A 24,704-nucleotide genomic window follows, 5' to 3' on the forward strand; every position below is an offset into this window, starting at 1 on the left:
CTAACCCTTTGCTGGAAATGCGGGTGAAACACAAGCTTTAACCAAAAACTCGTAACCATAACGACTAGCTTTTGCGTCAGTGGGGGTAATTTCTAAAATCTCATAGTCATTTAACTCAATCACTTTACTATTCAATTGAGACTCACAGCGAGAAAATTGATTACCCTCAAAATAATAAATAAAATTGGCAATCGTCATTCTTACCATCAAGCGATAACTCTCTCGAATAATATCGTAACGTCTCTCAGCCGCCTCATCTGCCCCAACACTCAAACGCTTCACTTCGTTTTGCTGCACTTGTTTAATTGATTGTTGTACCGCATCCTCAATCACCTTTTGAGTGCTCGAGGCGATATCTGGAGGAGTATCTTCGTTAGAAGTTGCAGTCACAGAATCAGGAACAGAAACAGGTGCAGGCTCAGTAGAGCTAAGGTTTTCTATGTCATTATTCTCAGCAGCTAAAGTTGTTTCAGCCTCTCCCTCAGCCTTACCTTCGACAATTTTCGCACCAACGGCTGACAGTTTTTGCAAACCCGCATCAATATCTTCAGGTTTTTCACCTGTTTCCTCTTCTAACAATTTGATCATTTTTGCTCTGGGATCACTACTTTCAAAGGTGTTTTCAATATCACTTAATAAATACAGGTTAGCTAACACCACATACGCCAATATCATTCGTAGCAATATCGTGCGTTTTCGATAATGCTCACTATTAGTAAAACGTATAGATTTAACACCAAGCAAGCTAAGTACTGGCATCAATACAAAATAAATTGGGATGACAGCTTGCAGCAGCATTAAGGCGACGCCGCTCACCAATACGAACCATACTGGCATATACAGCAAAATCACTAAGTTGTGGGTATAGGTTAAATGATCCGCATCAACACCTGAAACTTCATTAACGACAGAGGCTGCCCACACTAACGAAAAATTGGCAATAATGGCGTAAAATAATAGCAAAAAGGCTTTACCCGCCAAGCTATGCCAAGTCTTAGAAAACAAGGGCCAAAACTCAATCATCATTGCAATCATCGCAATGATCCCCACCATAGTCACACCTTCAGTGGTAAACATTAATATGAAGGCAATGAAGTACAGCTTTTGCGCCACTGTTAACTTATTGATGATGGATTTAAGATAGCCCAATATTGCGCTTGGCAAACTTGCTAATGTGATTCCCGGTTTATACAAAAGCTGCATAAGGCGAGGATAATTTATTGATTTCAATCGATGCATTCCATAGCAAAACATTGTTTAACATCATCAAAACATATTGCTCTTTTGATAGCAAAATATTCCCAGCTTGTTGAAGCCTTCATTGCCTGTTACTCTGAATAAAAATCAAACAAGCGTTTAACTTTAAAAGGGACAGCCAATACAATGGAACAGTTTATTCAGCAGCATTCAATTATCACTGAAATTCCAGTGGCATGGGGCGAAATGGACGCATTAAACCATGTGAATAACGTGGTGTATTTTCGTTACTTTGAAACCGCAAGAATCGATTTTTTCAGCCAAATTAATATGATGGACGATCTTGCTAAGACATCCATAGGCCCAGTACTCAGCGAGACTCATGCTCGCTATAAACGCCCAGTCACCTTTCCAGACACCTTGCTAGTCAGTGTCAGCATCAGTGATATTCAACAAGATCGTTTTGTCATGCATTACCGTATTTTCAGTAAAGCGCAACAAGCAGTGACAACAACAGGAACGGCTAACGTAGTGATGTTTAACTTTAAAACAGGTCAAAAAGCCACTTTAACGCCTGAGCTATTAGATGCCCTCAAGCAGCACGCTGAACCGAGTGAGTAACTATTGGGTAGCTATTGGGTAGTTATTGGATAGTTATTGGGTATTTATCGAGTAATCATCGAGTAAAGCTTCAATCGTCACCGAATAAATTGCGAAGAAAAGCCGCATAACATCACTGTTAATGCGGCTCTTTAAATTTGATTCAACTTGCTTTAGTTTTTTAATAGCCCAACACTGTAACTGCCCAAGCTTTGTGTTGCCACGATATTGACCAGTGACACCTGATAACGAGAAATCAAATCTACAATTGCGTTATCACTCACCCGTTAAGGCAGCAAGCTGCACCTTAACCTCATCCGACATTGGTTGACTCTTTTCCGTCTGATAGTTGTAATGCACCATAGTGGTTTTCGCTTCTGCAGTTTGGCGGCCATTTTGCCAACAGCTTTGTGCAATTTCAAAACTACTGTTACCCACTCGGCTAATGTGAGTCTTGACTGTCACGTCAGTGCCATAAAAAGTCGGCGCATTAAAGACAATATTAAATCCCGCAATAATCATGTTCCATTTAGTTAGATCTTGCCCTGGATTAACAATATCAAACACAGGATCTCGTGCGGCCTCAAACCACACTGGAATGACGGTATTATTGATATGCCCTAAGGCATCGGTTTCACAAAACCTTGGGGTAAGGTTTAGGCTAAACTGGGTGTCTGACACAGAGGAAGTCCTTTTATTATTGTTATTATCTCGCCAGCAATATCGCTAAAGTTGGCGTCTACGATCAGCAATAGCTTAAGCTACCACATCAGTAGAGTCACCCTTAAATATCATCAAAAAAATCTTTATTACGAATGTACTTATGCATGTAATGAAAGGCAAACGGCGACACAATCCAGCTTACAAAGCTCATCAAAAAGCGTTTTATCGGCGGCGTATTTTCATAGATACGTTCGTTATGCAGCCAGAGCATTTTACCCACATGAAAGAAAATTCCCGGAAGAGGCGGCAAGAAAGTCACTACGTCGATATCACAGCAAATACGATAAGTACGCCGTTGTAATAAATACGCTTTTTGGAAACTCTTAAAACCTGGAGAAGGCTGACCAAAGGTCACCACACGTTTAATTGAGTTCGGGTATAAGCGCTCTAATCTGTCAGCAGCTAAAATTGCCATTGAGCCGCCTGAAGAGTGCCCTGTCAGGGATATTCTTTTACCCGCTACAATCAATGGGTATAACACCATCTGCAGTTGAGAAAACAAACTGATATTGGGATCGTAATGAGGCGGAATCGGATTGGTTTTCTGTTCTAATAAATAATCATATCCAGCATGGACATTATACTTAGTATCAGCAAACTGTTTGGCTTTAGGTCAGCACTGGCAGTTTATCAGCCACTCATTCATGGTTTGAGAACCGCGAAATACCACCAGCACTTCTTTTTTATCTGCATGCCACATTATCCGAGCACAAATATTTCCCCAGCGGTTTGCTATCTCATGGTAATACTGACGGGAAAAACCAAGCTTCTCTGGGGCAAAATCTGCCCGATAAGTCACCTTGCATAGCACGGCATAACGTTCGTATTGATAGCGTTTCAGTTTTTTCAAAGTGACTGATTCAGTGAAATATAACTGAGTTAAGGATAAAGCGCTTTTGTGACATTAGCATGATGTGGTGATTAAAACTTGAGTTGCAAGGAAGGGACAATAAGGGAGCTTTAGCACTCCCTTTGATTAGGCCTATGAGCGAAATTTAAATCACTATTTCCGCTTCGACTTAAATGCTTTTATCTCTGCTTCCAGCTCAGCTAAAGCTTCTTTACGGTCTTCCATAGCGTCAAACTGATATTCGACAAATATTTGATAGTGCTTGCTATTTAAAAGATAGAATGTAGACAGAGCGACCCCCATACCAAAAAAATAAATGGGAATTGTTTGTGTACTTGAGTCCATGAGTAATACTGACGGTAAAAATATAACAAACAAAATTGTCAAATATCGCTTAAAAATTCTAACAGCCAAAAAGGAACCTTTCACCACTGAAAAGTTTAAACCGCTAAATATTAAAACAGTTATTAGCAAATAAAGGAGTGTCCACTCGGCATTAATATCCAAATAAAAATCTAATATGACTATATTTAAGGTTCCAACAGAAAATAACATTAACATCGTAGTCGCTAAAAAAGCCAAAATGGATTTAGTCGGTGGCAATAGACCAACAATATCATCGTCATTCTTAGGCGTATTACTCGGTTTCATTAATCAGAAACCTCTTCATACACACCAACAGCCAATGTTTTTATTGTTCCCGATAACGCACTGCCAGAAAAGCTCAATGAAGCACCTATGGCATCTTTAAGCTGCAAACGGAATGAATTTGTAATCTGTATTCCTGAATACTTTTTTATCAACCCTTTCCTGTTAAGTGACTTTATTAGTCGACTAGAAGCGCCAGGTAAATTTAGACGAGCAATCTCTTGATTTACTCTTTTTCTTTCAGGGCGAGATAAACCCTTTAATATTTCAATTGTACTTTTTGTTGTACTCAACTGCATAACTTTAATCGTTTTAATAGTAGCAACCGCTGCAGCACCTGCACCAGCTAGTGACACTAAATCCAAAGCTGTGGATGCGTTTGTATACCACTCTTGAGTGTCTAAATAATTATTAAGTTCAGGATCTTTGATTTCACCATAAGTTCGAACCATACCATTAAAGCATTGAGCAGAACTAGCTGCTGAAGCGCCGACAGCTAAATAAGTAATAGCAGCGCTCGTACCACCAGTTAAAGGTACTGCCGCACTGCTACCTAATACAACAGTCCACCCAATAACCGCTGCACCACAACTTAATACTGTACCTGCAACTTCGGATACCAGCCTAGACTCTCGAATATTACCTTGACTCCCTTTTAGGTGCGCAGCAAAAGACGATTGGTTCATTTGAGCTGGGGGCTCTCGCAAAATGATTTTGATAGGATTAATCTGGCATATCGCTTCAAATTTACGCAGCTCGACAATATTAAATTTACTGTCGATATACACAACTCCTGCTCCGGTAAGGCCTTGTATTGCGTCAATTCTGGCAAATAGGGTTTTGAAATCAATTTCTGCATTAAGTCGCGAGCTTAACTGATTTTCATAAAAAGATTGGGTGCTTGATTTAAAAAGTGATTGTCCATTTGCCGACATTCTTATGGGTCCTTCCATTTAGAATTTTGAAATGCCTATTGTACTGCCCGCCTTCTTATTGACAATTATTATAAAGTATTAGGAATTGAACTTTATACTCGCAATGGGTGTAACATTGCCTAAACGACTATTAATAAATTCTGTTCTTTTTCATGTTATGTAGAATAAGGCTGTCTAATCACTGTTTTCCAATTCTCGGGCGCTGCACGGCGAATATCGGATAAATAGATCTCGTGATGTTTCCCTGACAAAGTAAAGCCAGCTGATTCAATATAATCATGTACTTTAGCCACTGTTGGGCCTTCTTCTGAAAAGGGGCCAAGATGCAGAATTTGCGCGCATTGACCTTCACTAAAAGATTCATATCGCACCAGTTCAATCGCCGCTAATGACTTTTTCAGCTTCACTTGCCTTATCGCTTCTACCACTAATTCTTTATCCACAAGCTTTGGCTGCATGATCATCATGGTCCATTGCCAGTTGTGTTTATTGTCATTAATAAAGTCATCCATGTCGTCAGCCCACCACAAGCCTTCAAGTGGAAGTACGCCATAATCAATCGCAGTAGCTCCTTTTTTGATCATAAACTTAATCGTATAAGCAACCGAGTACAGTGCTTCAATTGCTTGCTGATATTGCTCACTCCCAGGTTCACCTTTGCCATCGACCATCAAATAATACATAGACGGCACATCCACTGTCGCCACTTGCTTTTTAGAAGGAAGATAAAGGTGTTTTAACTGTTTTTTATAATCTACTTTTTCCATTATCCACTCAAAATTAGCATGATTCATTTGTCCATTATGACGCTCAAGGTTATCCAATACCAAGAATGATTTTTAAAATAGCGCCATAAAAAAGGACACCCTGAGGTGCCCTTAAATTCAATCAATCATCAACATTTAATAATAAAGTTTAATGAATTCACATATCACTTAGTATGAAGTGCCATACATGGCGTTAATTTCAGTTTCATACTTTGAGTAAATCTTCTTACGACGCAGTTTCATGGTTGGGGTAATTAAGCCCGACTCCATCGAAAAGGCTTCTGGCAGTAAGGTAAATTTCTTAATTTTCTCAAATCCCGCTAGCTCGTGTTGTAGCTCTTTCAAACGTTGCTCAAAATGCTCTACCACTTGGCTATGGCGTAACAGCTCTATTGGGTTTTCAAACTTAATCTCATGTTCTTTAGCCCAAGATTCAAGTGACTCAAACGCAGGTACAATTAACGCCGATACATAGTTACGGGCATCTGCCACAATCGCCACTTGTTCGATGAACGGGCAACAGCTCACTTTACCTTCAACACGTTGCGGTGCGATGTATTTACCATTCGAGGTTTTCATTAGCTCTTTAATGCGGTCGGTGATGTATAGGTTACCTTCAGCATCTAACATGCCTGCATCACCGGTTTTTAACCAGCCATCTTCAAACGCTTCTTCAGTATCTTGCGGACGGTTAAAGTAACCACGCATCACGGTGTCACCACGTACTAAAATTTCGTTATTAGCACCGATTTTCACTTCCATAGCACTCAGTGGTTTACCGTTTGACCCTGATACACGGTTATCAAGGGTATTACAGGTAACAGTTGCACAGGTTTCTGTCATGCCGTATCCGCAAAGGATTGGTACACCAATACTATGGAAGAACCCGCCAACATTGACATCTAATGCTGCGCCGCCAACTGGCATAAACTTAAGACGACCGCCTAATACATTCTGTAATTTGCTGAATACTAATTTGTTGGCCAGCTTCCATTGCACAGATAATGCGGCGCTGGCTTTCTTGCGACCTTGGCCGACTTCAAACTGGCGTGAACCCACACCAATAGCCCAGTTAAATAGTTTTTGACGTATTGCTGGTGCACTGTTCACTTTGTCATGCACAGCGCTATACACTTTTTCTAAGAAGCGCGGCACGACACATAAGGTATGCGGTCGAACTTCAGCAATCGCTTCTTTAACGCGGTTGGTATCTGCAAGATAAACATTATGACCACCACGACACAGTACATAAAAACTCCAACCACGTTCAAACACATGGCTAAGTGGTAAGAATGCCAATGAGACATCACCCGCTTTAAAAGCAATTTCTGTATCGTGTTGTTCGATCATCGAGGCAATATTACGATAATCCAGCATCACACCTTTAGGAACGCCAGTCGTACCAGAGGTATAAATAAGGGTGAGTAAATCATCAAGATTGGTTTGCGATAAACGCAGCTCAAGTTCAGCTTCGCTTGCAGGCGTTGTCTCTGCAATCAGGATATCGTCAAAATGGAAATGCTCATCTGAGGCCAGCTTAACACTGCTGTCAAACACCACGACATGCTCAACAGTTGGACACTGTGCTTGGATTTTACATGCTGTTGCGTATTGACTCTCATCACCTGCAAAAATGACTTTAGCGCGGGCATCATTAACGATGAAAACAGCTTGTTCCATTGGGCTTGTTGGGTAAACAGGTACGACTACGTTTCGTGCTTTAAGTGCGCCAATATCTGCACATGTCCATTGTGGGCTGTTTTGCGCAACGATAACCACTTTTTCTTGGGCTTGTAGACCAAAATCAATTAACAGCTGTGCCACTTTATTAGTAATAGTATCAAATTGGCTCCATGAAACTTTGTTCCAAGGGGCTGCCATCTCAAATCCTTCGAGTGCGATGTTATCTTCTAATGCTGTGCTTTGCTGCTGTAGAAGTCTGACTAAATGAAATTGTTCGAGAGACATTAATAATTACCTTTTAGCTTACAAGTGTTCCGCTTTTTGGCATTCTACTTTAAGCCATACAGAAAAATAAGAGTTTTTAGTCTAAATTAGCGTCAATTCACAGATTATCGCTACATTTTACAAACTGGCAACACCATTTTTCCATAGTTTGTGTTTACTGATAACGAGTAAAAGCCCCATTAACAGCAGTAACCCGAGATCTCCCCAGTAATAGCTGGCAGTTATCATGCCTTGTTCTCGCAAGTCCACTAACGAGGTCGAAAGCCAAACTGAATGAACAATCACAATCAGCATGGTTAAACTAATTTGTAATACTGAGCGGCTCATTGCGCCCAATGCTAATGCCATACCTGAAGCCCAAATCGTGCTGGCGACGATATGTAAGCCTGCCAATAAGGTCATCTGTGCATTAAATAATGCCGACACCAATGTAATGACAGTAATGATACTCAGCACAATGACCAATAAATGAAGCTGTGCTTTGAAAAATTGATCAACTAATCCACGTTTTCCGCTAAAGGTCGGTAGCATAAATAAGGTTTCAGCTGCGCGCCAACGTTGCACACGTGTCCAGTGAATTAAACTGCACACCATAATCAACATTTGCGATAACACCATAATCACAGGGACTTCTGCATCAAAATAAGCTGACAGTAAAATAGCGATAATGCTTAATATCGGTAATACCAGCAGTAACATCCCAAGCATAGGACCAATAAAATAACTGGCGGGGTGCAAAAACTGGGTTAATTTTATAAACCAGCGATTCTGCCCTGCAATAGGGCCGATCATCCAACCGGTTTCTAACCCATTTAAGTAAATACTGCGGGCATGAGGGTTCCAACTAAAGCGTTGCAGTTTTCTATAAATTAATGCCCCTAATACCACTGGCAATAACGCTAAGAAGTGGCCAACCTCAACAGGTAAAGAGGCTATTACCTCAGGTAAGATAGGCAGAATAACAAAAACAAAAACGGAAAAGTTAAAGCGTTGAGGTCGATTCAAACACGCAAGAATAAAACCCATTCCAACGCTAAGATAAGCTAACAAAAAACCAATATTGATTGGCTGCGGGCTAAGCAATAAAACACTGATGCAAGTTAACATCATCACGATAAACACGAGTGCGGCTTGCTGCTTTACTCGTTGGTAATATCCAGGAATTAACACGCCTTGCTCATTGGCCGACAGTTTGATGAACTGCCAGGCAATTGCCACTGAAATAGACAAAATACACATGCCTAGAGCAATACTAATTACGTCAACTTGTTCAGGTTTACTAATGATTGCCAGTACAGCAAGACCGATCCCCAATAGCGCTACCAGCAAAAAACTTACACTACCAAAATCACGACACCACAATGAATAAAATCCATTAAGGCACTGTTTTACGCCGATGGATTCAGGTGATCGTTTTGTCGGGTTCACATGGGAATGATTCATCGATGTAATTCCATGAATAATTGATCCAAATTTAAGGAGCTAACTTGACTTGAACCGGGTATTTCAAGTTGATTTTCATTATCCACCAGCACCTGTTGTTGATAACGGTTTAATACTTTAACCCCTTGCGGCAGCGTTTGGTTTTCGCCTAGATGAACTAAACTCACCTCTTCACGCAATGCATCAATTTCTTTAAATAGCACCAACTCACCGCGTTTAATCAATGCAACATGACTTGCCACACGCTCTATATCTGAGGTGATGTGAGATGAAAATAACACAGCAGAACCTGACTCTAAGGCCAATTCGAATAAATCCCCCATGAATTGACGACGTACAATGGGATCTAAACTCGCTACTGGTTCATCGAGCATAAGCAATTGCGGACGATAAGCCATTGCCATAATCAAGGCTAATGATTGGCGCTGCCCAACCGAGAGCTTTTGCACTTGTTGTTTAGGGTCAAGGCCAAATCGCTCAAGCCATTCTGTTTGTAAACGTTTATCCCATTGCGGATAAAAGCTACTGTGTAACTCTAACGCGCTCGCAATAGTAAAACCTTCGTAACCAAATGGTTGCTGAGGTACGTAGCCAATTTTAGCTTTCGCTTGAATAGATAGGGATGCAGCAGGCTCGCCTAAAGTTGAAATACTACCAGACTCAATATCAACAATGCCTAATGCAGCACGCATTAACGTCGATTTACCCGCACCATTTTGACCTAATAAGCCTACGACCATGCCAGCTGACAAGCTAAAACTTAACTGTTTAAGCACCACATTATCGTCAAAACACTTGTCGACTTGGTTGAATTTTAAAATTGCCTCAGTACTGATATCCATTTAACGTATTCCTTGTTAACTTACTGCTGTTATGGCTTTTTTATTATTGTTTCCACTGAGTTGCCACTAACGCTTGCAACTCCTCAAGGCTGATACCTAATTGCTTTGCTTGATTGATTAGATCAAGTGCTTGGGGGACAAGTAATTGCGGACCCGACGTGTCATCGCTAGATTGTCTGTTCGCGACTCGAGTAGGTTGCCCACGTCGACGTTCAAGCCAACCTTGCTCTACTAATTGTTGAATCGCTCGTGACACTGTCATTGGATTCACGGCTAAATGTTCGGCCAGTTGTCTCACTGATGGCAACACTTGATCCACTTGTAGTTGGCCACCCACGATTAATCGCACAATTTGCTCATGCAATTGTCGGTAAATGGGTTCGCCACTACTGGGGTTGACTTTTATTAGTTCTAGCATTAGCCTTTACTTACTGTATTAATACATTGATACACCGATACACTAATGTTAAGTTACCACAATCATCCTGAAATGCAAAAAGGAAAGATGTAATGAACATCGGAAAAGTTATGTTGCAAGGAACCTATAACAAGGTAAGCAATGCCCATTGGCTGACAACAAAATCAAAGCTGATAAGCGCCGTTCAAGTTGGTTTACTGTCTATGATGAGCTTATCTGCTGTGGCAGATGAAAGCACTGTTACTATTGAACAAGCTCCACTTTCAGCGTGTTATGTTGATGGTTTATCTGAGCAAGTGCAGTGCGGCTCATTATTATTGGCTGAAAATCCAGCCAAGCCTGATGGCAAGAAAATCACCGTTCATTACGCTGTATTACCAGCGATTAAACCCAGCTTTAAAAAACAAGCCATGCTTGCCATTGCTGGCGGACCAGGACAATCAGCCATTGAAAATGCCGCAGGGTTTGACCGCGTACTGGCTAAAGTCCGTCAAGATCGCGACATTTTATTGATTGACCAACGTGGGACTGGGCAATCTAATATCTTAGCCTGTGATGATGACGATATGTCAGTGCTATCGTTTAATGATGACGATATGGACTATGTGAAAGACACTCAAGCCTGCTTAGATGAAATAGATGCTGATGTCACTCAATATGGCAGCTTAACGGCGTTAACTGACTTTGAAGCTATTCGCCAACACTTAGGTTATGAAAAACTGCATTTATATGGTGTATCGTACGGTACCCGTATGGCGCAGCTATATATGCGTGAACATCCAAATGCGATCGCCACCGTGACTTTAGATGGTGTTGTACCAATGCAGCAAAGTGTTATCGCTATTGGTGAAGCCATCGATAGAGGCTACGCCCTTCTTTTTAAAGACTGTCAGCAAAACAGTTTATGCGGTCAGCAATTCCCGGATCTTGAACAAGATTTCATCTCTGTCGATAATCAGTTAGCTGAATCCCCAGTCAAGACACAAGTACGCGATCCACAAACTGATGAGCTAACCAGCTTTTTGCTGACTCGAGGTAAATTTAACGGTGCGATTAGAATGGCGCTATACATGCCCAACATTCGCTCGTTAACGCCCCATGCAATTCATCAAGCCGCTCTGGGGAACTACCAACCCATATTAGGCATTTACACCTTAACCTCAGATAGCACAGGTATCGCCATGGGAATGCACGCCTCTGTAGTTTGTGGCGAAGACATTCATCGCATCACAACAAGCATGCGCGAACAAGCACAAGACTCTTACATGGGAGGCACCATGATAGAAGGACTAGAGGCAACGTGCAGCGTGTGGAATATGCCGCAAGTAGATAACAGCTTTAGCGATGCTATCGCAAGTGACATTCCTACCCTCTTGCTTTCAGGTGAGCTAGATCCTGCAACGCCACCAAGCTGGGGCGATATGGCCACAGAAAAACTCACTAATGCTAAACATTTTGTCTCTGAATTTGCTACCCATGGCGTGGCTTATCAAAGCTGCGGTAACGATCTCATCGCAGATTTAGTTAGCAGTGGCTCGATAGATAACATTGACGGTAAATGCTTAGAAAAGGATGTCCGTAGAAGCTTTTACTTAAATGCCAACTCAGTTGAAACCCTTTCAGCTGACGCTGAGGAAGAATAATCATGATTACTGTATCGAATTTATCGAAAAAAATTGGCGACGTACAAGCACTGGATAACCTCAGCTTTAGTGCTCATGACGGTCATATTACTGGACTACTTGGCCCAAATGGCGCGGGTAAAACCACCTGTCTACGAACAGTGTTTGGCTTATTAGCGGCAGATGAAGGCCACGCCGAAATCGATGGTATTGATGTTGCCAAAGAGCCAACAAAAGCAAAAGCACAATTGGGCTTATTCCCAGACCCATTTGGTTTATATGAGCGATTATCGCCAAGAGAATACATTAGCTATTTTGCCGAACTCAGCGGCATGTCAAAGACTGACGCTAAACAAGCAACAGCCAATGTCATCGCGCAATTAAAACTCGAAGATATTGCCGACCGCCGATGTAAAGGTTTCTCACAAGGGCAACGCATGAAAACTGCATTAGCCCAAGCGATAGTGCACCAGCCAACCAACATCATTTTAGACGAGCCAACACGTGGCTTAGATGTCATGAGTACCAGGTTACTGCGAGATATTTTGATTGAGCTTAAAAAAGCAGGCCATTGCGTGTTGTTTTCAAGCCATGTGATGCAAGAAGTGGCCGCTTTATGTGACCAAGTCATCGTGATGGCTAACGGTAAAGTGGTTGCCACAGGTAGTCCAGAAGAGCTTTGCCAACAAACGGGTGAAACCTCACTGGAAGAAGCCTTTATTAAACTCATCGGTACTGACGAAGGGATCGCAGCCTAATGAATAAGCCTGTCATTATAACTGCAATGGTGTCGATACCATTGCCATACCCATTGACGAGTAAAATGAGTCAAGTGTTATCGACTAACGAAGGGATCTCAATCTCATGAAAACAATTATAGCGATGGTTCGCAAAGAACTGATTGATGCCATGCGTGATAAGCGCTCTGTCATGGCGGGTCTTTACTACGCAATCGGTACACCTTTATTAATGTGCGGTATGTTCATGGTATTAATCGGACAGTTGTCGACCCCTGAAGATCTTAATATCAAGATCACCAATGCCGACAACGCGCCTGATCTAGTCCGATTCTTAAATAATCGCGGCATTAACGCTTCAACTGACGAAGGGGTTGCAGCTAAAGATGTCAAAGATATCGAGCTCATCATCAGTGATGATTATGCAGCGCACATGGCGAAAGCCAAGCCTGCTGAAATCACCTTAATCGCCGATAACTCAAATGAAAAGCTACAGCAATCCATTCGCAGAGTTGAAAACCAACTGCAAGCCTACAGCGGTGAAATGGGCAGCTTACGCCTCATTGCACGTGGGATTAACCCTGCTGTTGTGCAGCCAATTAAAGTGGTAGTAGAAGATCAAGCAACGCCAGACTCTAAAGGCGGCTTTATTTTAGGAATTGCCATTTTCACCATGATTTATTCGGTGTTTATCTCAGGCATGAACTTGGCTATTGATACCAGTGCGGGCGAACGTGAACGTAATTCATTAGCACTGCTATTAAGCCACCCTATTAGTACGCGCCAATTAGTACTAGGTAAAATCATTGCAGTCACCTGCTTTGCATTGCTGGGCTTATTGCTGATTTTAATCGTGTCTAAATTTGCCTACACCTTTGTGCCTTGGCAAGAGCTTGGCTTTAGCGTAAATATTTCGCCAGACTTTATGGGGCTAATGCTATTTATTGGCATTCCACTCGCCATTATGGCGGCAACATTACAATTGTTTGTGTCATTTATGGCCAAAACATTTAAAGAGGCTCAGTCCTATCTCACCATGGTGCTGTTTGTACCGCTCGCCTTATCTATGGCAGCAAGCTACAACATCGCCCCTGATGTACTGGAATGGTTACCTGTTTCAGGCCAGCAGCAAGCCTTAATGGCCTTTATTAAAGGACGCGAAATCCCGATGCTGCAATTACTGGTGTCATCTGCAGCCACACTGGTACTGTCAATTGCACTTGCATTTGGTTTAGAAAAACTGCTGAAAAGTGAAAAAGTGGTATTTGGTTTGTAGCCTATGCCCTCGGGCTGGTTCAACTCACCTTGAACCAGTCCACTCAATCTAGACAAGGAGTCCATCATGGAACAAGAATACGCAATCTTAGCATTAGTCATCATCATCACCGTGGGCACCACTGCCACAGAAATGTTTAAGCATTATGTAAAGTCAAAAACGAGCAACTTAGCGGATAACCATAGCCATGAGTTAGACGCGCTACGCCAGCAAAATAACGAGCTCAAGCAACGTATTGCCACGCTAGAGAAAATTGTCACTGAGCCAGAGTATGATTTAAAGCAGCAAATTAATTCACTTTAATTGGCACTCAAAGCCCAAAAAGTATCGCTAGCAGCAGGTATGAGTATTAAATTTTTGTCGATAAGCACGCGGGCTTAACGTGGTGAGTTGGATGAATAGTTTTCTAAATGAGCTAACATCCTCATACCCGACCCGCTCGACAATTTGCTCAATGGCCAATTCTGTTGTTTCTAGCAATCTTTTTGCTTCATCTACTCGAAGGCGCTGCATATAGCTCGCTGGCGTTTCATTCACGGCTTTTTTAAAGCGCCTAATCAACGTGCGTTTGCCTACAGCAAATTTATCTGCAATATCATCTAGTAGCCAATGTCGGCTCAAATCAGCCTGCATCCATCGCTGTACGTTATGTATTAATTCATCTTTATGCTGTTCAGGATTAATCGCCATTGTCATAAAGGGTTGTTGAGAGCTGCGATTAGGATCGATCAGCAATATTTTCGCCATCTGCTGCGCCATTTGTTCACCTGCTAAAATCGAAATAAGATGCAGCGCTAAGCTTAAATTGGAAGTTGTCGCACCTGCGGTATGTATATGCCCATCAGACACCACCAATGAATCCATACATAACTGCACATCTTTAAAGTTGCGCTCAAACATCTCGCTAAGCCACCAAACCGTTGTTGCGCGCCTTTGGTTTAATAAGCCAGATGCAGCAAGTAATAATGTTGCTGAACAATAAGCTGCAACGGGCTTTTCAGCAGCCGAAAAGCGCGACAGTGGTGCTATTAAAGGTTCAAAATCGGTTAAAAATGCTTGAAATTCAGTTCGGTTAGTCACAAATGCAGAGGCGAGTATGACGGCATCAGCCTGCAAAATATCATCAGGATGCGCTAGCCCTTTGGCTGGCACTTCAAAACCTTGATTGGTTTTTACATTATGACCGTCAGCTGAAATCACATGACAGTGAAACAAGTCTTCTTTGACATCCTGATTAATACGGCGCCAATAGGCATTACAAAAACTAAATACATCTAAAAAGCTCACCAGACCACTCGCCACCACGTTACCCGCCGCTAAAATATAAATTGTTTTCATCACGACCCCAAAATGTCACTTTTGACTTTATATTTGTCAATAATGACACTTAAAATCGATTTGTCTAGTTTTTATACTGTTAATCACAGTGAGTCATTAGCAGTAAGGACACAAGTCATGAAAAAAGTCAGCCAGCATATAATTATCAGTCTGAGTTATCTCGCCGTCAGTTGGGGATTATTACTATCAGTAAACTTCAATACGCCGCCCAATGTATTTACTCACCTGATAGCGATTCCCTTTCTCGCCATATTTACTGGCTATAGCGCCCACTTAATCTTTAGAAAAGGGTTGTAACAGTTATTGAAAGCCCATAAAAAAGCGCATTGCAGGCTAACATCCCGCAATACGCTTAATAATGACTACTAGGTGAGTAATCTAGATAACCTGAAATCGGCTTAAAAAGTTATTTTGCTTTCGGTCTGAATGGCTTAATCACAGACTCATCACACTCTAAAAATGGACCATCCATTAAATCAATGCAGTATGGAATTGCTGGGAATACCGCATCTAAACATTCACGAATTGATTTTGGCTTGCCAGGTAAGTTAACAATCAGTGAGTCACCTCGTAAACCAGCTGTTTGGCGAGATAAAATAGCTGTAGGCACAAACTTTAATGATTCAGCGCGCATTAGCTCGCCAAAGCCTGGCATCATGCGATCACATACTGCTTCTGTCGCTTCAGGAGTCACATCACGCTTCGCAGGACCTGTTCCACCGGTGGTCACAATCAGACTACAATTTTGTTCGTCAGCCATTTCAATCAATGTGGCTTCAATCACTGCAGTTTCGTCAGGAATAACCTTATAAACAGGTTCCCACTCTGATGTTAAATATTCATTTAGCACATCAATAATGGCTTTTCCCGATAAATCTTCATACACACCTGCACTTGCACGGTCACTTACCGTAACAATACCGATTTTAGCTTTGGTCATGACGAGGTCCTTAAACTTGATCATTAAAATTACTGTAAGACTAAATGGATTTTTAGACTTTAGATGCGGCTAAAATACCACAATTTTATCGCTGAAGCGGAGAGATTGATCAAGAGTTACAGCGATGAAAGCTATAAACGGCTGGCAAACCAATATCTGGGTTTCCAATACACATTATCCATACTCGAAATCATCACGCCTTTTTTAGTCGAAACATGCAAAAAACGATGGCCAGATAAATACACCCCAACATGACGACCACGTCCTGTGGTTTTGAAAAAGACTAAGTCACCGCTTTGAAGATCACGCTTATTAATGCGTGTACCCAGGTGAGTTTGCCCTTGCACTGTGCGTGGCAAACTTGGGCCGACGAGATCTTGATAAGCCACATACACTAACCCTGAACAATCTAACCCTTTTTTAGTCAGCCCACCTAAACGATAAGGTGTCCCTTGCCATTGCTGATGAAACTGCAGCAGTCGTGCTTCATTCCATAAGCGTTCATCAGCTTTGGGAATGTCAGTTGATGCTTGAGTGCCTGTCGGCAAAGGCAAATCGACTTGAGCAGCACATGCGGTCAGAAAAAAACATACAAATGTGATAACGGCTCTTAATACCATACATTCATTTCCATCTAGTTTATCGCCTTATATCAGCATAACTATTTGTACAAACCATTTAGGTTAGTCTAATTATAATTGATTCAAATGAAATCTTATAAAACTCGCTACGAATATCTCGCACCTAAACACTACAGCCGAACAAAAAACCAGCAAAATTAACATACAAACTGTCAACAACATGGTTACAACAACACATACAACAATCTCAATTGTATTCCCTATCTTGCTGAATAATATAGTATTTAAGTATTATATTTAGCTAATAATACCCCTAAAGAGGTAAACTGTGAGTTGCATTCGATTTAGCACCATAGTGATGTGATAACTTCGCAAAAGATGAATAACTCAAACGCTTGGTAAAACTCATGGAAAAACAATTATCAAGGCTAGATTACTTTACGCTTAAAGTTCTGATTGGCCTATTTGAATATAAAAATGGTAGCGTTGTAGCTGAAAAACTCAACAGCACCCAGCCAAAGGTGAGCCGTGCACTCAGCACAATGCGAGAAGTTATTCATAATGAATTGTTTATTCGCCAGCAATACGGTCTTCAACCAAACGCCATGGCTGAACGTTTATACCCTTTAGCCAAAAATATCATCAGTGCATACGATGATATGGCTACGGCCGCAAAGACCCAGCCTGAAAATGATCTCGTACTCCATATCTGCGCTCCCGAGCAAATGTCGATGTTTCTTTTAGAATCGATTGATAAAACCAGCGAGATGTTAGGCGTTAGTCATATTGTTGATATCCACCCATGGACAGAAAGTGCTGAACAAAAAATTGCACAAGGAAAAATAGACTATGCTATTTCTTCTTTTCCTTTTAGCCATGACAATATAATCAATAATAAGTTGGGTGATATTGAGTTCTGGTTTTTAGCGGTACGTAAAGGGCATCCAATCCTACAGCAGCCAATAACCCTTGAAAGTATTCTTAAAAATCGCCTAGTATTCATCCATAATGGCCCCACATCAGCGCTTACTGAAATCGTGAGTCGTTGCAGTGAAATCACTCATTTGAAAGCAGACATCAGTTTGATCACATCAAGCCTTGTCATGGCATTTGAACGTGTCGTTAACTCAGATGATATTTGCTGGGCTCCTTCGGTCTTCCCATTTGAATTAAGTAAACAAAGAGATGACATTGAGCTCATTGATATGACCGAGTTCTACTATACTCACCTTCAAACCCCCGCAAATATCGTTGCCCCCTGTCATTACTTACAATGTCATGAAGCTAAAACATCAGAGTTCACTGCGTTATTAATAGAAAACATGACCGATAATTTGAAAAAATATCAACAAACATATCGAAATATGAATATCAGTAATATTCACAATGATGAAGTGACAAGTAATGAAATAGTTGCTGCGGAATAAATACAAATAAGAATCAATAACAATTAGATTCTATTAATTTTAAAAAGTTAAAAATAATAAAGCCACTCAACATTAATTAAGTGGCTTTTTTATTCAGTTTTATATGAGCAATTAGTGAAGCGCTGAATGTACCAAACCTTGAATTTTTTCAGTTAACCATTGCAAGTTAGCTTCATGATTATTTTTATTATAAATCATATATAGCGTCGGTACTTTTACTTCCATATATAATCTATCAGATTCAACTTCAGCTAAACGACATGCGTGTAAACCTGGCGTTGTATTGATCATGTTATATATCGAGCTATATGGTAGTAAAGCAACCGCATTAGTTTGTCTTAAATACTCAAATAAACTGGATACACCATTTAAATCCATTTCAGTATTAAGCGGTATTTTTCTACGATAACAATACTCTTGAAAAGCACTCATTCGCTGTTCTGCATCACCAACATTACTATTAACGTAAGGGTATTTCGCAATTGACTCTAACGTTATTTCTTCTTTTAGAATTGGGTGTTTCTCATCACAAATTAAAAATAGCTTATTCAATTTCTTTAAAGGTAATACTGCTAAATTATCATCTATGCTTTCCAAATTATCTATTGCTTTGCTACAACAGATACCAATATCAATATCCCCAGAGACAATATGATCAAGTGAAGACTTATTCCATGCAGAGATATTAAAATTGACATCTTTTCCTGCATCTCTAATGGACGTAAGCAACATCTTAGGAAAAGGAAAAGAAACAAGATCTGGCGCAACAATCTCAAAGTTATGAATATTATCAGCTATCGCTTCACCATTCAGCTGCTGCAGGCTGTTCGAACATTCAAGTATCTGCTTAGCAATCGGATAAACTTTGCCTGCAAACTCATTAGGCACCAAGCCATATTTTTTGCGAATAAATAGCTCATTACCAAAAATTTCTCGTGCATGCTTAAGGCAACGACTTATCTTGGGTGCTGGCACATTCAATTTATTAGATACAAATGTCGCAGACTTGTTCTCATACAGATTAACTAGAATATTGATACTCAATAAATCTAGGTCACTATAACTAATATCTCTCATCTAAATACCTCCCAATGATAAGTTCATTTTTAATAATACCCAATTTAAATTTATTTTTGTTATTTTATTTTAATTGTTTTATGAAAATGTTTGCCATGTCACTTATTTGGTTATAAAGAAAATGAATAATAAATATTTAAATATCGGAATACTAAAAAACATAACGCCTTTTTATATATAAAAACCTATAAACAGTGAAATAAAAACTTCACAAAAGCCACCAATCCCTTGCGGCTGCTACTTTTTAACAAAGTAAAATCTCAACAAACAGAATAACAAACAAGCTAATTTCGAAAATTAAAATATCACATTTAAATATTCAAAAATCGCAATTCAAAATATATCTTTTAAAATTTGTAAAATCTAAATAACAATAAACAAACTCAAATTTGATATTTAAATATAAAAATAACCATCCAATTATTTAATTGATTTAAATCAATGTTTATAAACCCTCACAAGGAAATACTGAATGTGCTTTAAAAATAAATTTAATAATCAATGAAAGTTTGGAGGCGTTTATGAACACATCAGTCATATTAAGCTATGCTTTTGTCTACTTTATATTATTCCTTGTTGTTCCTTTTGTTCTAGTAACATTTACAATGACATGTATAAAGTTTTTCAAAACCAGCAATGTAGAGAGTGTGGGCGTTAATATTAAATTGAATCCTGAAAAAATTGCGAATAAACCCGTTGGTTTTTTCAATAAGCTCAATTCAATTGCTAAAGGTAAATATAATATTTTATACGGTACTACGATGGATAATATTGTAGATATTGATAAAACAGACAAGCCAGAAGATGCTCACAAGCATCTACAACATTGTCACCTCGATTATGTTGTCGTCGATGATAACTCAGCAGTCAAACTGGTGATTACAGATCCTCAACACAACACACCTGAAAATAATGAGTTCATCGACCATTCATTAGCAGAGGTTGGTATTAAAGTGATTCACTTAGCTAAAAACCAACAATGTGATGAATCATTAATTCGCAACTCTCTCGCAGCTTAGTGCTATCGAGTGCTGAAGCTAGGCTTCAGCACTCAAATCCCTATTAGACGTTACTGTATCACTGAATTATGTGAGGGCTCATTATGTCCAGAATTTCAAAAATCACCCTTCCCTTGTTGACCTCTATTTTGATGGTGGTACTCGGTTTTACCGCGCCTGTCGCCAAGGCTGACACCCCTGAATTTAAAATGAATCAAAATCGCCAATGCATCATGTGCCATAAGAAAAACGGCAACATGTATGGCATGCATGCTAATGACGCATTAGGTCAAACCTGCCAGGACTGTCATGGCGAGAAAGGTAAGCATCCACGAGGCGAATCAGAACTCATTGGTTTTGGTGAAAACTCCCCCGCTACAGCAGCACAACAAACAGCTGCCTGTATGGCTTGTCACGGTCAAGAAGAATTAGCCGCTGCAGATTGGACCCACAATGTCCATTCTAACAAGGTTAACTGCGCCGACTGTCACCAACTGCATCCAGAAGTTGATCCAATTATTGGCATAACTGAAAGCAAGCGCATCGCATCATGTGTTAGCTGTCATGAAAGCAAATAATTAGGAGGATAAAACGATGAAAAAAGAAAGAAGACTATTTTTAAAAGGAGCATGTGTTGCAGCCGTTGGCGCTGCAGGCGCATCTGGCCTAAGTATCGCCAACTCTGGCGGTCAAAAAGAAGATAACAGCACAAATTGCAAATATGCCCTTATTCATGATGAAAACAAATGTATTGGTTGTGACGCTTGTTCCGTCGCTTGTCGTGAAACCAACAATGTACCAGAAGGAGTTAGCCGTTTAGATATTGAGCGCGAAGGGCCTTTTGGTGAATATCCCAATCAATTTTATCGTTTCACCCGTAAGTCCTGTCAGCAATGTGAAGGCAAACCATGCGTTAACGTTTGCCCAACGGGCGCTGCCTACCATAATCCTAAAACTGGCATTGTCAGCGTTGATGAATGGAAATGTGTTGGTTGCTTGTATTGCATCGCTGCTTGTCCATATCAAATTCGCTTTATTAACCCTGTCACTAAAGCCGCTGATAAATGTGACTTCTGTAAGGAGACCCGCTTAAAAGAAGGTCGCCTACCAGCATGTGTTGAAGCTTGTCCAACAAAAGCGCTCACCTTTGGTGACCTTAAAGATCCACATTCACAAGTGGTTGAAGTCCTTAAAACGACGCCTAACTACCGAAGTAAAACCGAACTGGGCACACGCCCTAAAGTGTTCCGTATTGCTTCCCAAGAGGGAGAAATCAAGTTATGAGCCCATTCCATTTTGACAGCCTCATTTGGCACTGGCCAATCGCCATTTACTTATTTTTAGCAGGGATCTCTGCTGGGGCAATTTGTTTTGCAGTATTACTAAAGCACTTCAAGTTGGGTAAAAACGCCTATAAGTCTAGCTTTGTAAGAGCAGCATGTCTTATTGCTCCTCTTGCAGTATTTGCTGGCCTTGGGATCCTGGTCGTTGACTTAACCAAGCCGTTTGATTTCTGGAAAATTTTGGTTTTCTACAACCCAACTTCAGTGATGTCAGTGGGCGTTGCTGTACTGATGGTTTATCAAGTGGCTTTATTCTCGTGGTTGGCTTGTTTATTCCAAGAGCCTATCCGTCATTGGTGTAATGACCGTTGGCCTATCGTCGATAAAGCGCTGGATATTTTGTTAAAGATGGAAGCAACGATTACAGGGTTACTTGTCATCTTGGCACTATCATTAGGCGCCTACACAGGCTTCTTACTGTCAGCATTAACCACATTCCCAATGCTGAATAACCCTGTACTACCAATGCTGTTCTTAATCTCGGGTATCTCTTCTGGCGCGGCAGGCACATTGCTAGGTGGCGTATTAATGAAAGGCAACCCTGACGGTAAAGAAGTGCACTTTATCCATAACATTGAGATCCCACTTATCCTGCTTGAACTCGCTTTATTATTTACCTTCTTCGTAGGGTTAATTTTAACCGGTGGTCAAAGTCAGGTTGCCGCACTCAATGCCATTGGTGAAGGTTTCTGGGGCTGGGTGTTCTGGGCAGGGATTGTCGTTGTCGGTCTAGCTATGCCGCTTGCATTTAACCTATTTATGACAGCATCAGCAAAACGCAAATTCTCTTATGTCGCCATCACAGCAAGTTGTAGCCTATTCGGTGTCCTCTTGCTTCGTAATTTCATTCTTTATACCGGTCAAATGACCGTAGCTTAATCATTATTTAGGAGTTAACCATGCTTAAAGTTTTAGGACTATCGATTTTACTGAGCTTCTCTGGTGCTGCATTTGCTGAATCAATTGCAGACACTCATACGGACATGGCTGGATGTGAAGCTTGCCACATGGATGGTGAACCATCAGCAGATATGGCGTATGAAAACCAAACCTGTATCGATTGTCACGGTGGATTAGATAGTATTGATGGTGAAATTCATCAACAACATGATGGCGTTTTAGATTGTGGAACCTGTCATATCGTGCATGAAGTTCAAGATCCAAACGATACTTGTGCTGACTGTCATTAGCATATAAAGCGCTTCGTCGAACCATTCACGAAGCGCGTTAATTAAACCACCAGCAAACAATGTCACTGTTAAGAAATCGTATCATTAAGCTTTTTTAAAAGTGACTGTTCAGTCTTACCCAAAGCACTGAAAGTGATTAATAGCCATGTAATTGGCTAATCCATCGAAGAAATGACTTTAGCCATTTCGTCGTATTAACAAGGAAGTCATTGGGCAGGATGCCATTTTACTTGTATCTATTGCACGTTAACTAAGTACTTTGCCAAAAGGTATTGCCCCTTATGCAAAGTGAGTGCACCCAACCTCCAAATGGGTTCGCCACCCTTTAAAGGGTGGCTTTTTTAGCGATTGGCCTATATTTCCCTATTATTCTGGAAACACTTCTAAGGTCAAATAAAGGCTAAAGTGCTTCACATCTATATCTGCTGCATCTGGAGCATCAACATGGGTTTCTGCAATCAACAAGTAAAAACCTGCTTGGCTTGGGGTAAAACTAATATCACCATTTTTGGTCACATCCAAAATTTGCTCATCTCGGTCATTACGGTGACGTGTTCCGGCTTTAATCAATTTCACTTTAGTGTTTGTCGTTAAAGGTTTTCCATTAAAAAGCAATTGAAACTGTGCAGTTTCATTAGCAAATAAATCATTCGGGTGGGTAGTTTTACTCACGATTTCAACGCCAGTCCCAGTAGGGGCAATCGCCTGATGAGTCGCACTGTTTAACGTCACAAACGTTTCTACCCTTGATGCTGTTGTTCGACGAACCACCTTTGTTGCTCCGGCAGGAATTTCAGGTGACGGCCCCCATAAACGAGCAGGCTGACCTTCAGCGTTAACAAAGGTAGTCATAAACACATCCGGTTGTACCAAGCCGACACGATACGTTCCCTCGTGAGCTAAGGTCACATCAGCAACAGACATACGTGAATACGCCGCCCATTGTGTGTCTAATGACACCTTGCCATCTGGCGCGATCACCGTGTATTCAAGGTTCGCAAAATATTCTTTTAGCTCACCGACATCTCGTCCTGAACCACTGTCGCCCAATGGTCTATCAGGGTGAAAAATATCATTAGAAATACTCGCCAATACGGTAATTGATTGAGGTGCTTCACCTGATAACAAGGTATGAGACGGCAGAATAAACCGTTCGTGTGCCGTGCTAGTAAATACGGCAAATACACTTGCTATCACCACGACTGCACGTGAAATAAGCTTAACGTTAACTGACATATTGATCTTCCTATTTGATAAGTAATGTAACTGTGCCTAGCTCTTGTTTTCCTTCAAGAACCAACTGCTCTTGTTTGTTACTGGGGTATGAAAACGTTTGGCGTAAATATTCGCGACTCCCTTGCTCTCTTACTGACTCAACGTGTAACACATAATCGCCTGCTGGCAGCATTGATCCTGTTCCCAATCGACCATCCCAATGAATGCTATACACTCCCGGCTTACGCGTAGCGCCACTCACGGCTTGATAATCAGGCGAACCACTACGACCTATTTTTCGCCACCACTGGCGTAAGTCTTTAAACCAGTCAGCTTGTTGTCGCCAAAAAGCCAATGTATGCACTCCCTGACGCTGCGGAGTTTCAATCCAGATCGCCACATACGGTTTATGGTATGGCGCAGCTTTTATATCTGGAATCTCAACCGACACCGTAAACTCCTGAGCTTGCAGCCAAGTGGGTGTCATTAATAAGCCGATAAGTAACAACAACGCGATCTGTAGCCGCACCATGAGTTTTGTTGCATTATTTTTCATTGAATTTCTCCTT

General features: G+C 40.9%; 27 protein-coding genes and 1 pseudogene. 11 read left to right on the forward strand and 17 right to left on the reverse strand.

Annotation, left to right across the window (positions count from 1 at the left end):
- A complete protein-coding gene (locus SJ2017_RS20830; protein ID WP_080917230.1) occupies positions 1-1,230 on the reverse strand; it encodes a hypothetical protein in 1,230 nt (409 codons plus the stop codon).
- A 153-nt stretch (positions 1,231-1,383) separates the two neighbouring features.
- Between SJ2017_RS20830 and SJ2017_RS20835 the strand changes: the two genes are divergently transcribed.
- Positions 1,384-1,818 carry an acyl-CoA thioesterase gene (locus SJ2017_RS20835; protein WP_055024138.1) on the forward strand — a complete coding sequence of 145 codons (435 nt, stop codon included), beginning with the start codon at positions 1,384-1,386 and terminating at the stop codon, positions 1,816-1,818.
- A gap of 255 nt (positions 1,819-2,073) precedes the next feature.
- On the opposite strand, the gene SJ2017_RS20840 is transcribed toward SJ2017_RS20835, so the two are convergent.
- From SJ2017_RS20840 to SJ2017_RS20880, 10 genes and pseudogenes are all read right to left on the reverse strand, one after another.
- Entirely contained in the window at positions 2,074-2,478 is a 405-nt protein-coding gene (locus tag SJ2017_RS20840; RefSeq protein ID WP_080917232.1) for an acyl-CoA thioesterase, read from the reverse strand.
- Positions 2,479-2,581: 103 nt separating this feature from the next.
- Positions 2,582-3,106: pseudogene (locus tag SJ2017_RS21800) on the reverse strand (lipase family protein); the annotation flags it as partial.
- A 27-nt stretch (positions 3,107-3,133) separates the two neighbouring features.
- Positions 3,134-3,370 carry a hypothetical protein gene (locus SJ2017_RS21805; protein ID WP_244899741.1) on the reverse strand — a complete coding sequence of 79 codons (237 nt, stop codon included), beginning with the start codon at positions 3,368-3,370 and terminating at the stop codon, positions 3,134-3,136.
- A 153-nt stretch (positions 3,371-3,523) separates the two neighbouring features.
- Positions 3,524-4,021: a hypothetical protein gene (locus tag SJ2017_RS20850; protein WP_080917233.1), complete on the reverse strand. Its 498-nt coding sequence runs from the start codon at positions 4,019-4,021 to the stop codon at positions 3,524-3,526.
- Positions 4,021-4,953, reverse strand: a complete 933-nt coding sequence (locus SJ2017_RS20855) for an Ssp4 family T6SS effector (RefSeq protein ID WP_156003400.1) — start codon at positions 4,951-4,953, stop codon at positions 4,021-4,023. The genes SJ2017_RS20850 and SJ2017_RS20855 overlap by 1 nt, the downstream gene beginning before the upstream one ends.
- 155 nt (positions 4,954-5,108) lie before the next feature.
- Positions 5,109-5,720 (reverse strand): GyrI-like domain-containing protein, encoded by a 612-nt coding sequence (locus tag SJ2017_RS20860; protein WP_080917545.1) that lies wholly within the window; start codon positions 5,718-5,720, stop codon positions 5,109-5,111.
- Between the two features lie 168 nt (positions 5,721-5,888).
- The gene (locus SJ2017_RS20865; RefSeq protein ID WP_080917236.1) at positions 5,889-7,688 is read right to left on the reverse strand and encodes an AMP-dependent synthetase/ligase; all 1,800 of its coding nucleotides are present in this window, start codon (positions 7,686-7,688) and stop codon (positions 5,889-5,891) included.
- Positions 7,689-7,805: 117 nt separating this feature from the next.
- The gene (locus tag SJ2017_RS20870; protein ID WP_080917237.1) at positions 7,806-9,131 is read right to left on the reverse strand and encodes a hypothetical protein; all 1,326 of its coding nucleotides are present in this window, start codon (positions 9,129-9,131) and stop codon (positions 7,806-7,808) included.
- On the reverse strand, positions 9,128-9,973 hold the full coding sequence (locus SJ2017_RS20875) for an ABC transporter ATP-binding protein (protein ID WP_080917239.1): 846 nt from the start codon (positions 9,971-9,973) through the stop codon (positions 9,128-9,130). Before SJ2017_RS20875 ends, SJ2017_RS20870 begins: the two co-directional genes overlap by 4 nt.
- A 43-nt stretch (positions 9,974-10,016) precedes the next feature.
- Positions 10,017-10,391: a GntR family transcriptional regulator gene (locus SJ2017_RS20880; RefSeq protein ID WP_080917240.1), complete on the reverse strand. Its 375-nt coding sequence runs from the start codon at positions 10,389-10,391 to the stop codon at positions 10,017-10,019.
- A gap of 92 nt (positions 10,392-10,483) precedes the next feature.
- On the opposite strand from SJ2017_RS20880, the gene SJ2017_RS20885 reads away from it, so the two are divergent.
- The 4 genes from SJ2017_RS20885 (at position 10,484) to SJ2017_RS20900 (ending at position 14,329) form a co-directional block, all read left to right on the forward strand.
- Complete coding sequence (locus SJ2017_RS20885) at positions 10,484-12,034, forward strand: alpha/beta hydrolase (protein WP_420876292.1); 1,551 nt, start codon at positions 10,484-10,486, stop codon at positions 12,032-12,034.
- A gap of 2 nt (positions 12,035-12,036) precedes the next feature.
- Positions 12,037-12,771 carry an ABC transporter ATP-binding protein gene (locus SJ2017_RS20890; RefSeq protein ID WP_080917242.1) on the forward strand — a complete coding sequence of 245 codons (735 nt, stop codon included), beginning with the start codon at positions 12,037-12,039 and terminating at the stop codon, positions 12,769-12,771.
- 106 nt (positions 12,772-12,877) lie between these two features.
- Positions 12,878-14,026 (forward strand): ABC transporter permease, encoded by a 1,149-nt coding sequence (locus SJ2017_RS20895; RefSeq protein ID WP_080917243.1) that lies wholly within the window; start codon positions 12,878-12,880, stop codon positions 14,024-14,026.
- Between the two features lie 66 nt (positions 14,027-14,092).
- Positions 14,093-14,329, forward strand: a complete 237-nt coding sequence (locus tag SJ2017_RS20900; RefSeq protein WP_055024129.1) for a hypothetical protein — start codon at positions 14,093-14,095, stop codon at positions 14,327-14,329.
- A gap of 27 nt (positions 14,330-14,356) precedes the next feature.
- On the opposite strand, the gene SJ2017_RS20905 is transcribed toward SJ2017_RS20900, so the two are convergent.
- The 3 genes from SJ2017_RS20905 to SJ2017_RS20920 form a co-directional block, all read right to left on the reverse strand.
- Positions 14,357-15,364 (reverse strand): GlxA family transcriptional regulator, encoded by a 1,008-nt coding sequence (locus tag SJ2017_RS20905; protein ID WP_055024128.1) that lies wholly within the window; start codon positions 15,362-15,364, stop codon positions 14,357-14,359.
- Positions 15,365-15,770: 406 nt separating this feature from the next.
- Positions 15,771-16,304 carry a molybdopterin adenylyltransferase gene (gene mog, locus SJ2017_RS20915; RefSeq protein WP_055024127.1) on the reverse strand — a complete coding sequence of 178 codons (534 nt, stop codon included), beginning with the start codon at positions 16,302-16,304 and terminating at the stop codon, positions 15,771-15,773.
- A 131-nt stretch (positions 16,305-16,435) separates the two neighbouring features.
- On the reverse strand, positions 16,436-16,924 hold the full coding sequence (locus SJ2017_RS20920; protein ID WP_080917246.1) for a C40 family peptidase: 489 nt from the start codon (positions 16,922-16,924) through the stop codon (positions 16,436-16,438).
- Between the two features lie 368 nt (positions 16,925-17,292).
- Here SJ2017_RS20920 and SJ2017_RS20925 point away from each other — a divergent pair, with 368 nt between their 5' ends.
- Positions 17,293-18,312: a LysR family transcriptional regulator gene (locus SJ2017_RS20925; protein WP_080917248.1), complete on the forward strand. Its 1,020-nt coding sequence runs from the start codon at positions 17,293-17,295 to the stop codon at positions 18,310-18,312.
- 111 nt (positions 18,313-18,423) lie between these two features.
- Here SJ2017_RS20925 and SJ2017_RS20930 read toward each other — a convergent pair whose 3' ends face one another.
- A complete protein-coding gene (locus SJ2017_RS20930; RefSeq protein ID WP_055024124.1) occupies positions 18,424-19,389 on the reverse strand; it encodes a LysR family transcriptional regulator in 966 nt (321 codons plus the stop codon).
- Between the two features lie 521 nt (positions 19,390-19,910).
- Between SJ2017_RS20930 and SJ2017_RS20935 the strand changes: the two genes are divergently transcribed.
- From SJ2017_RS20935 to SJ2017_RS20955, 5 genes are all read left to right on the forward strand, one after another.
- Positions 19,911-20,408: a DUF2726 domain-containing protein gene (locus SJ2017_RS20935; RefSeq protein ID WP_080917249.1), complete on the forward strand. Its 498-nt coding sequence runs from the start codon at positions 19,911-19,913 to the stop codon at positions 20,406-20,408.
- Positions 20,409-20,491: 83 nt separating this feature from the next.
- Positions 20,492-20,965 (forward strand): nitrite reductase, encoded by a 474-nt coding sequence (locus SJ2017_RS20940; RefSeq protein ID WP_055024122.1) that lies wholly within the window; start codon positions 20,492-20,494, stop codon positions 20,963-20,965.
- Positions 20,966-20,981: 16 nt separating this feature from the next.
- A complete protein-coding gene (locus SJ2017_RS20945) occupies positions 20,982-21,671 on the forward strand; it encodes a 4Fe-4S dicluster domain-containing protein (protein ID WP_080917251.1) in 690 nt (229 codons plus the stop codon).
- Positions 21,668-22,609, forward strand: coding sequence for a cytochrome c nitrite reductase subunit NrfD (gene nrfD, locus SJ2017_RS20950; protein WP_080917252.1), 942 nt, complete (start codon positions 21,668-21,670; stop codon positions 22,607-22,609). Before SJ2017_RS20945 ends, nrfD begins: the two co-directional genes overlap by 4 nt.
- Positions 22,610-22,629: 20 nt before the next feature.
- Complete coding sequence (locus SJ2017_RS20955) at positions 22,630-22,920, forward strand: cytochrome c3 family protein (RefSeq protein ID WP_055024119.1); 291 nt, start codon at positions 22,630-22,632, stop codon at positions 22,918-22,920.
- A 366-nt stretch (positions 22,921-23,286) separates the two neighbouring features.
- On the opposite strand, the gene SJ2017_RS20960 is transcribed toward SJ2017_RS20955, so the two are convergent.
- Both SJ2017_RS20960 and SJ2017_RS20965 read right to left on the reverse strand, forming a co-directional pair.
- Complete coding sequence (locus tag SJ2017_RS20960) at positions 23,287-24,156, reverse strand: DUF4198 domain-containing protein (protein ID WP_055024118.1); 870 nt, start codon at positions 24,154-24,156, stop codon at positions 23,287-23,289.
- 10 nt (positions 24,157-24,166) lie between these two features.
- Positions 24,167-24,691 carry a DUF2271 domain-containing protein gene (locus tag SJ2017_RS20965; RefSeq protein WP_080917254.1) on the reverse strand — a complete coding sequence of 175 codons (525 nt, stop codon included), beginning with the start codon at positions 24,689-24,691 and terminating at the stop codon, positions 24,167-24,169.
- Between the last annotated feature and the right edge of the window lie 13 nt (positions 24,692-24,704).

The sequence above is a fragment of the Shewanella japonica genome, assembly GCF_002075795.1.
In the GTDB taxonomy this organism is placed as follows: Bacteria; Pseudomonadota; Gammaproteobacteria; order Enterobacterales; family Shewanellaceae; genus Shewanella; species Shewanella japonica.

Bases quoted from the DNA above. Each gene is read 5' to 3' on its own strand.
- SJ2017_RS20835 (WP_055024138.1), top strand. From the start codon at position 1,384: ATGGAACAGTTTATTCAGCAGCATTCAATTATCACTGAAATTCCAGTG.
- SJ2017_RS20850 (WP_080917233.1), bottom strand. From the start codon at position 4,021: ATGAAACCGAGTAATACGCCTAAGAATGACGATGATATTGTTGGTCTA.
- SJ2017_RS20855 (WP_156003400.1), bottom strand. From the start codon at position 4,953: ATGTCGGCAAATGGACAATCACTTTTTAAATCAAGCACCCAATCTTTT.
- SJ2017_RS20860 (WP_080917545.1), bottom strand. From the start codon at position 5,720: ATGGAAAAAGTAGATTATAAAAAACAGTTAAAACACCTTTATCTTCCT.
- SJ2017_RS20865 (WP_080917236.1), bottom strand. From the start codon at position 7,688: ATGTCTCTCGAACAATTTCATTTAGTCAGACTTCTACAGCAGCAAAGC.
- SJ2017_RS20870 (WP_080917237.1), bottom strand. From the start codon at position 9,131: ATGAATCATTCCCATGTGAACCCGACAAAACGATCACCTGAATCCATC.
- SJ2017_RS20875 (WP_080917239.1), bottom strand. From the start codon at position 9,973: ATGGATATCAGTACTGAGGCAATTTTAAAATTCAACCAAGTCGACAAG.
- SJ2017_RS20880 (WP_080917240.1), bottom strand. From the start codon at position 10,391: ATGCTAGAACTAATAAAAGTCAACCCCAGTAGTGGCGAACCCATTTAC.
- SJ2017_RS20885 (WP_420876292.1), top strand. From the start codon at position 10,484: ATGAACATCGGAAAAGTTATGTTGCAAGGAACCTATAACAAGGTAAGC.
- SJ2017_RS20890 (WP_080917242.1), top strand. From the start codon at position 12,037: ATGATTACTGTATCGAATTTATCGAAAAAAATTGGCGACGTACAAGCA.
- SJ2017_RS20895 (WP_080917243.1), top strand. From the start codon at position 12,878: ATGAAAACAATTATAGCGATGGTTCGCAAAGAACTGATTGATGCCATG.
- SJ2017_RS20900 (WP_055024129.1), top strand. From the start codon at position 14,093: ATGGAACAAGAATACGCAATCTTAGCATTAGTCATCATCATCACCGTG.
- SJ2017_RS20905 (WP_055024128.1), bottom strand. From the start codon at position 15,364: ATGAAAACAATTTATATTTTAGCGGCGGGTAACGTGGTGGCGAGTGGT.
- mog (WP_055024127.1), bottom strand. From the start codon at position 16,304: ATGACCAAAGCTAAAATCGGTATTGTTACGGTAAGTGACCGTGCAAGT.
- SJ2017_RS20920 (WP_080917246.1), bottom strand. From the start codon at position 16,924: ATGGTATTAAGAGCCGTTATCACATTTGTATGTTTTTTTCTGACCGCA.
- SJ2017_RS20925 (WP_080917248.1), top strand. From the start codon at position 17,293: ATGGAAAAACAATTATCAAGGCTAGATTACTTTACGCTTAAAGTTCTG.
- SJ2017_RS20930 (WP_055024124.1), bottom strand. From the start codon at position 19,389: ATGAGAGATATTAGTTATAGTGACCTAGATTTATTGAGTATCAATATT.
- SJ2017_RS20935 (WP_080917249.1), top strand. From the start codon at position 19,911: ATGAACACATCAGTCATATTAAGCTATGCTTTTGTCTACTTTATATTA.
- SJ2017_RS20940 (WP_055024122.1), top strand. From the start codon at position 20,492: ATGTCCAGAATTTCAAAAATCACCCTTCCCTTGTTGACCTCTATTTTG.
- SJ2017_RS20945 (WP_080917251.1), top strand. From the start codon at position 20,982: ATGAAAAAAGAAAGAAGACTATTTTTAAAAGGAGCATGTGTTGCAGCC.
- nrfD (WP_080917252.1), top strand. From the start codon at position 21,668: ATGAGCCCATTCCATTTTGACAGCCTCATTTGGCACTGGCCAATCGCC.
- SJ2017_RS20955 (WP_055024119.1), top strand. From the start codon at position 22,630: ATGCTTAAAGTTTTAGGACTATCGATTTTACTGAGCTTCTCTGGTGCT.
- SJ2017_RS20960 (WP_055024118.1), bottom strand. From the start codon at position 24,156: ATGTCAGTTAACGTTAAGCTTATTTCACGTGCAGTCGTGGTGATAGCA.
- SJ2017_RS20965 (WP_080917254.1), bottom strand. From the start codon at position 24,691: ATGAAAAATAATGCAACAAAACTCATGGTGCGGCTACAGATCGCGTTG.